Origin of the sequence: Snodgrassella sp. W8132, assembly GCF_016100865.1 — a bacterium.
GTDB lineage: Bacteria > Pseudomonadota > Gammaproteobacteria > Burkholderiales > Neisseriaceae > Snodgrassella > Snodgrassella alvi.
The window spans coordinates 813,123-828,020 of record NZ_JACFRQ010000001.1 but is presented as its reverse complement, the minus strand read 5'-3'; the positions used below and the strand labels follow the sequence as shown (position 1 = coordinate 828,020).

17 protein-coding genes are annotated in these 14,898 nt (G+C 39.4%); 4 read left to right on the top strand and 13 right to left on the bottom strand.

Features of this window, described 5'->3' with window-relative positions; translation table 11 throughout:
- Positions 1-346 precede the first annotated feature (346 nt).
- Positions 347-802: a hypothetical protein gene (locus H3U82_RS03680; RefSeq protein WP_198209270.1), complete on the top strand. Its 456-nt coding sequence runs from the start codon at positions 347-349 to the stop codon at positions 800-802.
- A 280-nt stretch (positions 803-1,082) separates the two neighbouring features.
- Here H3U82_RS03680 and H3U82_RS03675 read toward each other — a convergent pair whose 3' ends face one another.
- Positions 1,083-1,541 carry a hypothetical protein gene (locus tag H3U82_RS03675; RefSeq protein ID WP_198209268.1) on the bottom strand — a complete coding sequence of 153 codons (459 nt, stop codon included), beginning with the start codon at positions 1,539-1,541 and terminating at the stop codon, positions 1,083-1,085.
- 434 nt (positions 1,542-1,975) lie between these two features.
- On the opposite strand from H3U82_RS03675, the gene tadA reads away from it, so the two are divergent.
- Positions 1,976-2,707 carry a tRNA adenosine(34) deaminase TadA gene (gene tadA, locus H3U82_RS03670; RefSeq protein WP_198209266.1) on the top strand — a complete coding sequence of 244 codons (732 nt, stop codon included), beginning with the start codon at positions 1,976-1,978 and terminating at the stop codon, positions 2,705-2,707.
- 23 nt (positions 2,708-2,730) lie between these two features.
- On the opposite strand, the gene H3U82_RS03665 is transcribed toward tadA, so the two are convergent.
- The 6 genes from H3U82_RS03665 to lpxK form a co-directional block, all read right to left on the bottom strand.
- A complete protein-coding gene (locus H3U82_RS03665) occupies positions 2,731-3,507 on the bottom strand; it encodes a TSUP family transporter (protein WP_037476347.1) in 777 nt (258 codons plus the stop codon).
- A gap of 8 nt (positions 3,508-3,515) precedes the next feature.
- Complete coding sequence (locus H3U82_RS03660) at positions 3,516-4,046, bottom strand: CNP1-like family protein (RefSeq protein WP_084551940.1); 531 nt, start codon at positions 4,044-4,046, stop codon at positions 3,516-3,518.
- 116 nt (positions 4,047-4,162) lie between these two features.
- Entirely contained in the window at positions 4,163-4,810 is a 648-nt protein-coding gene (gene adk / locus H3U82_RS03655) for an adenylate kinase (protein WP_037394928.1), read from the bottom strand.
- A gap of 49 nt (positions 4,811-4,859) precedes the next feature.
- Positions 4,860-5,627, bottom strand: a complete 768-nt coding sequence (gene kdsB / locus H3U82_RS03650; RefSeq protein WP_198209264.1) for a 3-deoxy-manno-octulosonate cytidylyltransferase — start codon at positions 5,625-5,627, stop codon at positions 4,860-4,862.
- Positions 5,620-5,811 (bottom strand): Trm112 family protein, encoded by a 192-nt coding sequence (locus tag H3U82_RS03645; RefSeq protein WP_025330730.1) that lies wholly within the window; start codon positions 5,809-5,811, stop codon positions 5,620-5,622. The genes kdsB and H3U82_RS03645 overlap by 8 nt, the downstream gene beginning before the upstream one ends.
- Before the next feature lie 273 nt (positions 5,812-6,084).
- Positions 6,085-7,122, bottom strand: coding sequence for a tetraacyldisaccharide 4'-kinase (gene lpxK, locus H3U82_RS03640; protein WP_198209262.1), 1,038 nt, complete (start codon positions 7,120-7,122; stop codon positions 6,085-6,087).
- Between the two features lie 120 nt (positions 7,123-7,242).
- Here lpxK and xseA point away from each other — a divergent pair, with 120 nt between their 5' ends.
- Entirely contained in the window at positions 7,243-8,595 is a 1,353-nt protein-coding gene (gene xseA / locus H3U82_RS03635; protein WP_198209260.1) for an exodeoxyribonuclease VII large subunit, read from the top strand.
- 179 nt (positions 8,596-8,774) lie between these two features.
- Positions 8,775-9,644: a DUF4261 domain-containing protein gene (locus tag H3U82_RS03630; RefSeq protein WP_198209258.1), complete on the top strand. Its 870-nt coding sequence runs from the start codon at positions 8,775-8,777 to the stop codon at positions 9,642-9,644.
- Between the two features lie 204 nt (positions 9,645-9,848).
- On the opposite strand, the gene H3U82_RS03625 is transcribed toward H3U82_RS03630, so the two are convergent.
- The 6 genes from H3U82_RS03625 to rnc all read right to left on the bottom strand — a co-directional run bounded on the left by H3U82_RS03625 (position 9,849) and on the right by rnc (position 14,863).
- Entirely contained in the window at positions 9,849-10,679 is an 831-nt protein-coding gene (locus tag H3U82_RS03625) for a murein L,D-transpeptidase family protein (RefSeq protein ID WP_198209257.1), read from the bottom strand.
- A gap of 74 nt (positions 10,680-10,753) precedes the next feature.
- Positions 10,754-11,617, bottom strand: coding sequence for an ATP-binding protein (locus H3U82_RS03620; protein WP_084551946.1), 864 nt, complete (start codon positions 11,615-11,617; stop codon positions 10,754-10,756).
- 30 nt (positions 11,618-11,647) lie between these two features.
- Positions 11,648-12,208, bottom strand: a complete 561-nt coding sequence (locus tag H3U82_RS03615; RefSeq protein ID WP_198209256.1) for a class I SAM-dependent methyltransferase — start codon at positions 12,206-12,208, stop codon at positions 11,648-11,650.
- A 192-nt stretch (positions 12,209-12,400) separates the two neighbouring features.
- Entirely contained in the window at positions 12,401-13,324 is a 924-nt protein-coding gene (gene era / locus H3U82_RS03610; protein WP_037394944.1) for a GTPase Era, read from the bottom strand.
- Positions 13,325-13,552: 228 nt separating this feature from the next.
- Positions 13,553-14,071: a DUF2867 domain-containing protein gene (locus H3U82_RS03605; RefSeq protein WP_198209255.1), complete on the bottom strand. Its 519-nt coding sequence runs from the start codon at positions 14,069-14,071 to the stop codon at positions 13,553-13,555.
- A gap of 66 nt (positions 14,072-14,137) precedes the next feature.
- Positions 14,138-14,863 (bottom strand): ribonuclease III, encoded by a 726-nt coding sequence (rnc, locus tag H3U82_RS03600; protein WP_084585890.1) that lies wholly within the window; start codon positions 14,861-14,863, stop codon positions 14,138-14,140.
- Positions 14,864-14,898: the final 35 nt, after the last annotated feature.

Below are 14,898 nucleotides of genomic sequence, written 5' to 3'. Positions count from 1 at the left end.
ATTGATGGTCACAATACTAAGGTTCTTTCAGGTGGTACAGCGAATGTATTAAGTATAGTGATTCAGATAGAACTGATTAAAACGTTTTTGCTTACATGCGTTTTATGTTACTAGGTGAAATTTTCACAGCCTGTGATATAGAACGGCAGATGCTAGCCTTGGACTTTATTATTCCTACAGATTTTTATCAGATAATTATCGTAACGCATGAAGACACGACTTAAGCTATTGCTAATACCCTGATTACATTGTAACTATTAAACTAAGGTAATAAGCTTCGGTTTTTATTTCCTAATTAATACGATAAAATCAAATTTTTAATTAATTTTCCCAAGAACAAGTGAGAATGACTAACAAAAACAAAACTAAAGACAACACAATATTAGCTATGAGAGCTCAACGGACTCTTAATGACTTAGGTGTAAATCTACTTATCCCGCAAGACTCTAAACAATGGAAGTCGTTTATCTGTAATCTTCGAGTTAATCTTCTGGGTTTATCTGCTGAAGAATTCTGGGAGATTTTAGGATTATCCAGAAGTTCTGGTGTCAAATATGAAAGTTCAGATAGATCTTACAGCAGACAGCCTAATCGGAAACTTATGCTTCTTATAGCGGAATCCTTTAATCTGAGCTGGGAGCCACTCAACCAAGTATTTGATAATCCTATTGATTCAAAATCTTCCACAAAAATGTTAGAAATGCTGAAAAAAAATAATGTCAGCATGCAGGAACTTGAGATTCTTTTAAGATGTTTGAGTGATTTACGGAAATTACATTCTAAAATAGAAAATAAAAATTAACCTTTATTATGTTTTTGCATAAATTCTGGTAATTTAAACAACTCAGTACTTCTCAGTATCTACAAAAATCTGGTCAGATGGAATTTCGCATCGGACCAGTAGCCTATTTGGGTTTAGGCAGAATACACCATAAACAACGTGTTGCAGATGCTATAAAGAACAATACGTTTAACAAATTCTAGTAACCGTTTATTATGCAAAGTACCCAAGTGACTGAATAACTCTGGACGAATCCATAACAAGGTTTCCTTTACTTTATTTATGACATATATCTCCTTTATTAAACTGCTTCAATTAAATATAAATTCGGATTACAAGCATCTACAGCGATAACTCTCCATTTAAAGTTAACAGGTGCTCCTTTCTTTACTAGGGTCGTTCCATACGTATTTAACGGGTGATTGAGATTTTCATTGGATGTACTAGGCGGAGTTTGAGCTCCACATACAACATAATCCCCAAAACTCAAATCCTGTCCTGTCACAAACATACGAACTAATGATGCATGGTGAACACAAACTCCATACGACAAACCGTCTAAAGTACCTGAGGCTACAGAACTAACAAAACCTTCAATTTCATCATTTTCTTCACACAGCACCATTGCACTAGAACTTGTACGCTTAATTGCTTTGTTACAATCATTATTCGAAAACTTGGAATTTAATGTGCCGAAGGTATTATTAACTACATTTCGACGATTATATTCGAAGTCAATACTTAGATTAAATTTAGCCATTCATTTTCCTTAGTTAGACTTAAACTGACCCATCCTGTTGATTTTTTCCTGGGCCTCTGACTCAATATCTTTTGGGTCATTTAATGCTACTCAGCCCGATAAATATTTCTGCTGAAACCTAATGTTAATTTGTTAATGCAAAACCTCACAATCCTCAGTTAATAGAATTACTCTTTTTCCTCCATTTATGCTTTTTAAATTTTTTGGTGTACTGGTTTGATTCAAATCCTAACTTCATGTACCTTATGAAGTATTGTTCTGAACACCTTTTAATGAATTTCAAATACAGCTGAATTATAGTATCAGCTCATCCATTTGTATACAATTTTTATACAAATATGAACTTAAAACTGGAATTTAAGGTGGTACTTTAGCGTTAATTTTAGAATATTTATTGTATTTTGAATGATTTATAATGATTGACACCTTTACTTATGAGCACGCCGTTAACAACACCTCCGCTGGCACCTAAAACCATAGCTATTCTTAAACAACTTAATATATATTGCTTAGAAGATTTACATCTTCGCGGAGCGATAACAGCGTTTTTACAATTTAAAAGCATCAGTACAGGCTGTACAGACAGTCTTTTGTGGCAATTTATTGCTCTAGTAGAAGATCGCTCAGTTCAATCGTTTACATCTGAAGAAAAAGATTACTGGCGCCAGCAGCTTAAACTGCATCCGCCAGTAGCTGTCTTTCCGTCTGAAAAAGTTATGCAACAATGGATGCATCAGGCTCTGGATGCAGCGCATCAGGCTTCTATACTGAATGAAGTGCCAGTTGGTGCTGTTGTTGTCTGTGAAAACACTCTGGTTGGTTATGGCTACAATCGCTGTATCGCTGATTGTAATATTAGCCATCATGCAGAAATTCAGGCATTAACGGCAGCCAGTAAGGCATTGGGAAATTACCGTCTGGAAAATTGTGATGTTTATATTACTCTGGAACCGTGCGCTATGTGTGCAAGTGCATTAATACAAGCACGAATCAGAAGGGTAATTTATGGAGCTAGTGAAACAAAAACCGGGGCAGCCGGCAGTGTGATTAATTTATTTACTAATCAGCAGTTAAATAAACACACTGCAATCATTGGTGGTGTTCTGGCTAATGAATCCACCCAATTATTACAGGATTTTTTCCGGCGCAAGCGCAGCTCGGTATAAACCAATGCTGCTGCAATCAGAAATTACAGTAGATCGTAGCCAAATTTACCAATCATAATACACAGAAGAATAATAAAACCTTTACGCAATAATTTGCTGCCGCCACGCATTGCTAATCTGGCACCGATGATCCCTCCGCTCAGATTGGCAATAGCCAGTGGAATTGCCCAATGCCATACGACATACTGATGTGGAATAAAAAATATCAGTGCGGCAAAATTTGTTGTGAGATTAATAACTTTAGAAGATGCTGTTGCGGTAATAAAGTCAAAGGCAAAAAAGCGAACAAATATAAAAGCCAGTAAGCTGCCTGTACCGGGACCGAATATACCGTCATATAAACCGATTAAGGCGCCCATTAACAGTCCGATAATATACTCACGTCGGGTCAGCCGGCTTTGGCGCTGAACCTGACCCAGATCCTTTTTCAAAAAGGTATAAATCGCCATAATGATTAAAATAACCAGAATAGACGGTTTCATCCACGCTGTGGGCAGATATTCCACAACATGAGCACCCATATATGAAAAAGCAAATGCAAGTACGGCAGCAGGTAACAGCATTGCCCATGGAACCGGTATACGTCGGGTATATTGCACAGCTGCTACTAAAGTACCACAGGCAGAAGCAAATTTATTTACCCCTAGAACAACCGGTGTGATGGTTTTCTGTGGTAATGCACCAAACAGCCCGGGGATTTGTAACAACCCGCCACCACCGACAGCTGCATCCATTAAACCGGCACTGAATCCGATAATTAATAACCACCAGATATGAGAATCACTTAACCATTCCACGATATATCCTACTAGCGCATGGCACGTGTGGTAATACGTTTAATTAACTCTTGCTGATTACGGGGTAATCCGTCTTCGCAGAAAGTCTGATACAGCACCGATCGCACTTTATCCAGTTGATTCAGGCTGGTACCAATTACTTTCCATTGACTATTGCGCGGCTGTATCCAGCGTTTATTCACATCGTCACCATATCCGAACACCTTCATGCGCCGTGTCGGGCAATGAATAGCTTCAGCAGTAAGGTTATTAATCCCCTGATCTGATTGCTGGTTCAGAATATAATGGATAGTACGGTCTGTATTGATTTGAATACTGTTCAGCATTAATTTTGGCTGGCCCTGATATGTCTGGCTGATATAAACATCAGCCCATTGCTCATTACCGGCCGGATACGCAGGCATAGGTACAGCCTGCTCTTCCCAAGGCTGATTTTCATCAGGTCCAATATAATGCTCGTTATATAAAGTTTCCCTGCGTGCCAGTGCACAAGCACAAACACCAAGAAGTAATACAGTCAATACGGTTTTGGTAACTTTCATACCATGCTCCGAAACCGGATATACAATCCGGCTTTATTCTGAAATACTGTTTATCATTTGTCATACAACAAAATGCTGTCTGTAATCTCATGAGAACAGACAGCCGGATTCTGCCATCAAAGTTTTAAGGCGGCCAGAACCTGAGTTTTTACTGCTTCTACCGGTTGGGTTCCGTCTACACGGATATAATCCGGTGCGTTGGCATCATTCTGTTTACCATAGAAATCAATCAGTACTTCTGTTTGCTCGTGATAAACCTGTAAACGTTTTTTAATAGTTTCTTCCTGATCATCATCACGCTGAATCAGTGGTTCACCGGTTTCATCATCAATATTGTTGACTCTTGGCGGATTGTAAACCAGATGATAAGTTCTGCCTGAAGCAAGATGGACACGGCGACCGGACAGACGTTCAATAATGACATCATCGGGTACGGCAATCTCTACTACAGCATCCAGATGCACACCCGCTTTTTCCATTGCTTCAGCCTGAGCCAGTGTACGCGGGAAACCATCAAATAAGAAACCATTAGCACAATCCGGCTGGGCAATACGCTCTTTTACCAGACCTATAATAATATCGTCACGAACCAGCCCGCCCGCATCCATAATTTTTTTGGCTTCAATGCCCAAAGGTGTGCCGGCTTTTACTGCTGCACGCAGCATGTCTCCGGTAGAAATCTGCGGTATGTTAAACGCAGCAGTAATAAACTGTGCCTGTGTGCCTTTTCCGGCACCCGGTGCACCTAATAATAAAACTTTCATTTCAACTCCTGAATATATCTGTGATTTGATTTAATATTATTACTAATATTTATTTTTTTACTTCTGTCCAGTTCGTGCGTACACGCTCCAGATCCGCAGCTGTATCCACACCCGCAGCCGGAGCATGCGGTGTGATTTGTACCGCAATATTGTAACCATGCCACAGTACGCGCAGCTGCTCAAGTGATTCAGCCTGTTCTAATGGTGATGGAGTCAAATCTGCATATTGGTGCAAAAACTGTACCCGATAACCATAAATGCCAATATGACGATATACCGGAATATTTGCCGGCATGACTTCAGCGCCGCTGCGCATTAATTCACGCGGCCATGGAATAGCCGCACGGCTAAAGTACAAGGCATTATTTTTGTTATTTAACACAACTTTAACACAATTGGCATCTGTAAAATCTGTGTAATCAGTTAATAGATGTGCTGCTGTGGCCATTGGTGCTGAACTTTGCTGTAATTGTTCAGCTACAGCATTAATCAGCTCAGGTTCAATCAAAGGTTCATCACCCTGGACATTTACAACACAGTCTTCTCCAGCGAGATTCAGAATGCCGGCTGCTTCAGCCAGACGAGTTGTCCCGCTCTCATGCTCCGGAGCGGTTAAAACAGCTTCAATTCCATGAACCTGACATGCAGTCTGAATATCAGCATGATCTGTTGCCACAACTACTCTTCCGGCTTTGCTGGCAAGTGCACGCTCAGCTACCCTTACTACCATCGGTTTACCATATATATCGGCTAAAGCCTTATTGGGTAAACGACTGGAGGATAGTCGTGCCGGAATCAGAACAACAAAATTACTCATGTGTCGCCGTACATTCTTCATCAGTTAAATTACGAGCTTCATTTACCAGCATATAGGGAATACCATCTTTTACCGGATAAGCCAGCCGTGATGCTTTACACCACAGTTCCTGCTGCTGTGCATGCCATTGCAGTTTTCCTTTACACTCGGGGCATACCAGTATATCCAGATATTTTTGATTCATTTTTAATCCTTAGTTTCGCAAAAGTGGCAAGCGAAGTTTATGGTTGTTGATTTAGCAGGTTTCCTGAATGCAGTAATACCAGTTAATAATTTATAAATATCGTCTTTAAATGACTTTACCATATATTAAAATGGCAATATAGAGGCTGCTTAATACAGAACCTGAAATCGTAGTCAGTTTGTATCGTCTACCAACGATATACTGACAATTTATTGAAATTTTACCAGCAGCCGGAGTCTATGGCATCTTTTTCATTGCAGAAAAGTATTTATTTTATTTAGTAAGGTCTAAGCCTAATTTTAACTGAATCAATTCAGCTAAATCCGGGCAGATTTGTGCTGAAAGTGGTAAGACCCAAATATTATATTGCAAAGGTTTTTTCAATTTGACTGCATCTTTTTCTGTAATAAATATTATTTCTGCATCAGGCCAGTCTTCGGATTGAATAGTTGCGTGATCATTCAGCGCAATGGTTTCTTTCAGATGAATACCCAGTATCTGTAATGCCTGAAAAAAACGTTGCGGTTGTCCGATACCTGCAATTGCCGCGCATTTTTTTTCTGAAAATTCATGGGCTTTTGCAGTCTGTTGCGGCTGATTTAAACAATAGAAATCGCCATAGTTCAATTGACTGAAACCACACCATTGTGTTTTTATTAAATTCAGTTGCTGTGCCTGCTGAACAGAATTCGCATCACCCTGACTGAATACTACCGCATCTGCTCCCTGTAAGCGCTCAACTGGTTCGCGTAATGGGCCATTAGGCAATATATCCAGTTTTTGTCCGATATCTGCGGCCGGAAATACTATAACTTCCATATCCCGGCAAAGTGCATAATGTTGTAAACCATCATCACTTAATAAAAGCTGCAAATCCGGATATGCATTTAACAATGCTCTGCCGGCAGCTTCACGAGTAGAAGCAACTGCAACCGGTGCCTGAGTTTGCTGATACAGCATTAATGGTTCATCTCCGGCGTCTGCCGCGGTAGATTGGGCATTCAGAATAACCGTTTCTTTACTTAAACGCCCATAGCCGCGGCTGATGATACCTACCCTTATCTGCCGCTGCTGTAAAGTCTGTACCAGCGCAGCGACTAAAGGTGTTTTACCAACACCGCCAACATGAATGTTACCGATTACCACTACCGGACAAGGCAGTTTTTTAGTCGGCAAAATGCCCGATTTGTACAGCCAGCGCCGTAACAAAGCAATACTTTGAAATAATCGTGCAAGCGGCCACAGTAACAATACCAGCGCTATACGCGGATGCTGCCAGTGCTTTTGTATTAAACCGGCTAACCAGCCCATAACTCTGCCTATTAATAACAAAGCTGCACTATACCATGCTGTATATGCAGAACTGAACTATGATAAAAAAACGCCGTATAATATCTACAGAATAAAACCGCTCTGAATATGGTATCCATTATGTCTGATTTCTTTGCTCCGGCTGCTTTAAGTGTATCTGAACTCAATGCTTACGCCCGTCAATTGCTTGAAGACAATCTGATTGATTTATGGGTTGGCGGTGAAGTTTCTAATCTTACCCGTGCAGCCAGCGGTCATTTCTATTTTTCTTTAAAAGATGCCCGTGCACAAGTCAGATGTGTACTGTTTAAAGGTGTGGCACAGCAGCTGAGCCAGCCCTTACAGGAAGGTGATCATATAGAAGTAGCCGGAAAAATCAGTATTTACGAAGCACGGGGTGAATTTCAGATTACCATTAATGCAGTGCGCCACAAAGGGTTGGGACAATTATATGAAGCGTATGAGCGGCTGAAACAGCAGTTAACTGCCGAAGGTTTATTTTCAAAGGAACGCAAACGTCAGCTACCTGTTCATCCTAAAGTGGTCGGTGTAGTGACCAGTCTGGCCGCAGCAGCTTTACGCGATGTTGTAACAACCCTGCGCCGGCGCCATAGCGGTATCCGTGTTATTGTTTATCCGACAGCCGTACAGGGTGCAGGGAGTGAACATCAGATTGCTGCTGCTATTACCAGGGCCAATCAGCAGGCACTGGCTGATGTACTGATAATTTGCCGAGGAGGCGGCAGTATTGAGGATTTGTGGTCTTATAATGAAGAAATCGTCGTACGAACGGTAGCCGACAGCGCAATTCCCACTGTGAGCGGTGTTGGTCATGAAACTGACTTTACCCTGACCGATTTTGCCGCAGATGTTCGCGCCCCAACACCGACAGCAGCTGCCGAACTGGTTAGCCCTGATATGGAGCAATTAAGACATAGTGTTACTCAATGGCAAAAGCGTATACACCAATTACTGGAACAACGTTATTATGATGCTTCACAAAAACTAGACTGGCTTGCTCGTCAGTTAAAGCACCCGCAGCAAAACTGGCAGCAACAGCAGCAGCAACTAAGGGATTTAGCACGTCTGTTACAAATTGGCATGCAGCGTCAGATCAGGCAGCATCGGCAAAATCTAATACAGCAACAACGCAGTCTGGAAAATACACGACCGCAAACTATTCATGCACTACAGGCACTTGAATATCGGAAACAACAATTACATCAGATCTGGCAAAATATTTTTATGCGCGCGCAACAACGGCTGCAACAGCAGACATCTGTGTTACAGGCAGTCTCTCCTCTACAGATTCTCGCCAGAGGTTATAGCGTTGTCACTAATCAGCGCGGGCAGGTAATACGTGATGCAAACAAATTAAAAACCGGCCAGTATCTTAATATTCGCTTTGCTTGCGGTGAACGTAGCGTACAGGTTGCTCCGCCGAAAATTCAGTCTGATTTATTTGATAATTAAGATATACATTTTCAAATGTATTTCTATTCTATTGCGTAAATTGCTATCACTAAGAATTCGGTGATTAACTGTTTGTTGATTTAAATTCAGATTTTTAATTTAAAAATAAATTATTCTTTGAAATGTTATGTTAAATAAATTTTTGACAGACAATTAACTTAATAAGAATAGGAATTTAAATGTCACTGTTTGCTCGTTTATTTGGGAAAAAATCTAAAGATACAGTTACTACGGTAGCTGAAAATACAAATACTAAACAATCAATAGGATTAAGTGTTGTATTTAAAGGATCTCTTAATTTTGATAAAGATAACTTATTAGATAAATTAAGATATCTGGATTCTTCAATAACAAATGTCAAATACGAAACCCCTGCCGGAGAGCTTGAACAAGGCGTTTTTGCTTTAATAAGCTGGGGAAAACACGTAGTTAAACTAATCGGATTCAATGCGCCTTTTCCTGCTGATGCATTGGAAACGTGTGTTGAGCCAGCACATTATAGTCAGGATGTCAAAAATCAAGTTCGTAAAAATGATAGTCATGTAATTTTGTACTATACAGGACATGATGAAGATGTATTAGAACAATATTTAGCTTTATCCCGTCTGGCGGTATGTTTTGAAGAATTTAACGCATTAGCAGTTATTAATGAAAACGCTCATTCTTCACTTCCTGCAAATGTTTTAAGTAACTTACTTAGTGATGAAGACAGTGCAAAGAGTTTATGCGATTGTTTACCGTTATTTTTCTGCGGGTTTGTTAAATATATTTTAGAAGACGTTAAAGGTGTCTGGATGCGCACTTACGGTGCTGATGTATTTGGATTGCCTGATTTTGCTGTATTAGCAAATAACCATGATGAAGGTTCTGACTATTTCGATATGTTTGGTAATATTTTATCCTATCTGCGTCAGAGCGGAGCAACTATGAATCCCGGGGATACAATGGAAATTGGCGATAATAAAATGTTGTCATTGCGATCTCCGCAGGAGAATGAATACTTTCTGAAAGATACAGGTAATGTTTTGGTTGTAGAGATCGGTAAATAGTTAAACAAATCAATAAATTATTCTTAAGCAGAAATTATCCATTATTAAGCAATATAAAACGACTTCCGATATTAAATTTGATATCGGAAGTCGTTTTATATTTAGGTAAATTAAAAAATAATTGTTTGTTCAATCAGATATGCAAACACAATCAATAATTATTTTAAATATCACGATATCAGATAGTTACCTTACTGCTTCTGTTTATTTGATAACATAATGCTTATTGTGCACAGTAATATCAGCTACTCTGTGCTCAGACTGAAAAATATCATAAGCAGGCTTCAATTCGCTCCAAAAAGGCATATAAGCTGAGTTTTGAAACTTTTGCATATTTAATGCTGTCATTCTGAATGGAAAAATATGAATGGGTATTCGCTTCTGTCCGCTGTTTATAGCTTGATTAACAACAGCATAGATTTGTTCTATTCCCTTGTCAGTCATAGCATAGCAACCGATGGACACGCAGTTTCCATGAATCATGATAAAGCTTCCTGTGTATCCATTGGCACGGTCATAGGCATTCGGGTAGCCGATGTTAAAAGCAAGATGATAATTACTATTTGGCTTTAATAGATTTTTCTCGGTTGCGTAAAATCCTTCCGGACTTTTGCCATCACCTTCGGCTTTTTTAGGTCCCAGACCACCTGAATATGTACAGATATCCCATGTCCTGTACAGCTGATAATTATTATTTTTGTGCTTATACCATATTTCTAATATTCCTTCCTGTTTGAATAATCGCAGATAAATTTTGTCACCACTAACAGGAGGAGAGACTGTTACTGCCGTATTTTTTATATCTATAGTTTTAATTTTCTGGTCAATAGTATAATTTCTAAAAAATAATGATACACCTGCAACTACGCCCGCGAATCCGATAACAATCATACAGATAGTCATTAATCTTCGAGATAGTGTCTTTACCGGATTTTTTTTATTAGCGAAAAAAGGATAAATAATTAATCCGATGCTTCCGATAAATATCAATATGGGAAGTAATATCATTAGTTGTTCGCTAAATAATACAGACATAATTTGTTTCCGTTGAGACCGAGTTACCCAGCAGTTAATCAGAAAACTGAATACAGAACAACCAATTGATTTAGCTATACAATTCTATCCTGAGGATTTCTTCCTGCCCAGTCGCATACAAACTGCCATGCTACTCTTCCTGAACGGCTGCCACGGCTCTGGCTCCAATTTAATGCTGCACGTCTTGCTGTTTCATCCAGATTCAGACCAGCTTCTTCCAGCCAGTTCTGTACAGCCTGTAAATATGCATTCTGATCAAATGGGTAAAAGCTTAGCCATAAACCAAAACGATCCGATAAAGATACTTTTTCTTCTACGGCTTCCTGAGGATGAACTTCTCCGCCATTACCTGTATGAGCCACATTGTCTGCCATATACTCAGGCATTAAATGCCGGCGGTTAGATGTAGCATATACCAGTACATTGTCACATCGCTGGGATAATCCGCCATCAAGGGTAGTTTTTAATGCTTTGTAAGCATCATCACCGTCTTCAAAAGATAAATCATCACAGAACAGAATGTATTTTTCCGGTCTGGCGGTTAGTAAAGAAAGTAAAGCAGGTAACGTTAACAAGTCACTTTTATCAACCTCAACCAGACGCAACCCCTGATCTGCATACTGATGCAGTAACGCCTTAACCAATGATGATTTTCCGGTACCACGTGCTCCTGTCATTAATACATTATTTGCCGGTCTGCCAGCAAGAAACTGTTCTGTATTACGTACCAGTTGTCGGCGCTGCTCATCAACAGCTGCCAGACAGTCCAGAGAAAAGGTATGCGGATTTGGTAAACTTTCCAGAATACCCTTGTTACCTAATTTATGCCAGCGGTAAGCAACTGCCGTCCAGTCAGGTTCCTGAGCCAATGGTGGCAAAATGGCATCCAGCCGCTGTAAAACAGTTGCAGCCAGATTGATAAATTCCTTACGTTTCATCTATTTCCCTTTAGTTTCTAGAGCAATGATCTATGAATGTTTTTGCAATATTAATGCAAAAGGTGCATCATTTATCCGGTTAATAAAAGCATATTTCAACACTGCTATCTGCTGTTGCGGTAAGCTTCGCGCCCATGTTTGTATTGTTTCCGCTTCAATTTTTCCCTGTTCATGACCCGGATATAAAACTGCAGCTAATACCCCATTATCAGTAAGAAGGTTTAATCCGTTTTGCATCGCCTTAAGGGTTGTATTGGCTTGAGTTGTACAGTTTTTATCTCCGCCGGGTAAGTATCCAAGGTTAAATATGATGGCACTAACCTTACTCTGAATATACTCACTTAGATGTTCATGTCCGGCTTGAATTAACTGTACCCGCTCACGATAACCGGCTTTTGCCAGTCTGTTACTGGTAGCTTCTAATGCAGTTGCCTGTATATCAAATGCGAATACTTTACCTTGGGCACCAACGCAAGAGGCCAGAAACAAAGTATCATGTCCGTTACCAGCAGTAGCATCAATGACTGTATCGCCAGCCTTTACTGTCTGCTGAATGTTTTTATGTACAAAATCCAGAATATTGAGAAGCATAAATTAATTTGTGCTGTCTGATGTTTAGTTAGCCGCCATGGCTACATCTAAGATAAATAAGCGTTAAGCATATCAGATTATATATTAACAGAATGAGCAGGCATACTATGAATAGTAATTTTAGTTATCTGTAATGCTGATACTAGGATAAAATTTGATACATATTAAGTTTAGAAGTGCCAGACTCTTACCTCACATCCCTAATTCACGCAAAAAGCGAATGTCATCAGCCCAGCCGGATTTTACTTTTACCCAAACCTTTAAAAAAACTTTTGTTTCAAATAATTTTTCCATATCCAGTCTGGCTTCAGTAGATATTTTTTTCAGTTTTTCCCCGCCTTTACCAATTAAAATGCCCTTCTGACTTTCCTTATCCACCAGAACTGCAATATAAATCCGGTATAATCCGTCTTCTTCGGTAAACTGTTCTACTTCGACGTTCATAGCGTAAGGTAATTCTTCACCAAGATAACGAAACAGTTTCTCCCGCACAATTTCCATAGCAAGAAATCTTGCCGATTTGTCTGTCACCATATCTTCAGGATAGAGCGGAATACCTATTGGCAGCATGGGCTTGAGAATATGCACAAGTTGAGCCACGCCCAGTCCGTGCTTTGCACTCACCAGAGCAACCTGAGTGAATTTATATGCCTGCTGTACTTCATCAATAAAGTTCTGCAGTACACTTTGGTCTTTTGCCTTAGCCTTATCGACCTTATTAATTACCAGCACTACCGGAATATGTGCAGGTAATTGTTGCAGTACTTCTCTGTCTGCATCCGAAAAACGCAATGCTTCAATCACAAATACAATAACATCCACACCGGCAACTGCCTCAGTAACATTCTGATTGAGACGGTCATTAAGTGCATTGCGGTGATAAGTCTGAAAACCGGGAGTATCTACAAATATCAGCTGTGCTTCATTATCTGTATAAATACCATTAACTTTATGGCGAGTAGTCTGAGCTTTTTTACTGGTGATACTGATTTTCTGACCAATAAGGTGGTTCATTAACGTGGATTTTCCCACATTAGGCCGGCCAACAATTGCAACAAAACCGCAGCGAAAATTTTCTGACTGAGGAGGATAATTGTAACTGGATACTTCAGACATACATTCTTTCTTAAATGATACAAATAACCATAAAATGGTTGATAATAAGCTGAATTATTTCAAAACAAGTAAAATGAATTCTGCTAAATAACACATTGCAGATACCAATTATAAACTACTAAATTACCTGAATATATACAGTTTTATTCGAACGATTTTAGAGAAATGGAGTCATTCTTACTGAACAAATACTTTATGAATACTAAGTAACGAAAGACCTCAGAGTGATTAAACAATATTTTCAAAAAGTTTATTTACAATAAACGGATGAAGTTTACTAACTGGCATCATATATAACCGTCCCCAGAAATTATGATTTTTTACTGAAGCGATCAGATAAAGCATTTTTTTATCCGGCTGCTGGGTATTATCAGTAATACGCAGGCAAAGACAAACATCTAAATGAGAATCTTTAATCTCTAAAGTAAGTTTATCTGCAGTATTTTCAGTAATAGTAAAGAAATGTGCTGAATTTGTTTCACCGGATTGAATCCTCTCCTCATCCAGATAAGTAAATCCCTCTATAGTACGGATGCCAGCAGGTCTAACTATATTATCTCTGATTTTAAATAATATCCTTAGCCATTCAGGCTGACGTGAAGTCATCATTTTATATGCTTCAAAAGCTGTAATATTTTTACCGATTTCTTTTTGCTGACAATCAAGATAGTCCGGTTTATCCGCAATCAGGCTAACACACTCGGGTAATTCATTCAGTATTTCAGAAATTGACTTTGTTTTTCCCATTATTTCCCCTTTATTGTAAGACAATAAGTAATAACAATATGCCACCTTCAATATATTGTAACTTATTTATTTTTTTCTAGGTTTAGCTGCCGGAAACTGCTTTTCTAACCAAACAAGAGCTGTTTGTGCGGTTTGTTGTTCTGCTTCACGCCGGCTGTGTCCGGCTGCTTCAGTCTGAAAGCCGGTTTCTCCTAAATCACATTGCACTACAAATTGTAAATCATGAACATCACCAATCTGATCTACAATCCGATATTTTGGCAATGGCATATGTCGTGCCTGTAAGGCTTCCTGCAGACGTGTTTTTGCATCTTTTCCACTATTCTGAGGATTAATATTACGGATGCGGTCTGCGTATAAATGTCTTACGACAGTCTCAGCAGTATTAAAATCTGCGTCAAAGCTCACTGCGGCAAATAATGCTTCCATAGCATCGGCCAATATAGAAGGCCGCCGGAAGCCACCGCTTTTTAACTCACCAGTACCCAGCAATAAAGCATCTCCGATTTTTAGTTCAGCTGCAATCTGAGCCAGCGTTTCCTGATTAACCAGATTCGCCCGCATTCGTGAAAGTTCACCCTCTGTCAGGCGCGGAAATGCATTAAACAGCATTTTAGCTACAGAATAATTTAAAATCGAATCACCAACAAATTCAAAACGTTCATTGTGTAACGCACTGTAACTGCGGTGAGTTAAAGCCTGCAGCAATAAATCAGACTGCTTAAATTGATAGCCAAGCTTTTGTTGTACATATTTCAAAGCATTTTCATGGCGTACATCAGTTTTTCTCATTTAACCGTCTTTGATAATGAATAACCATAATTAAA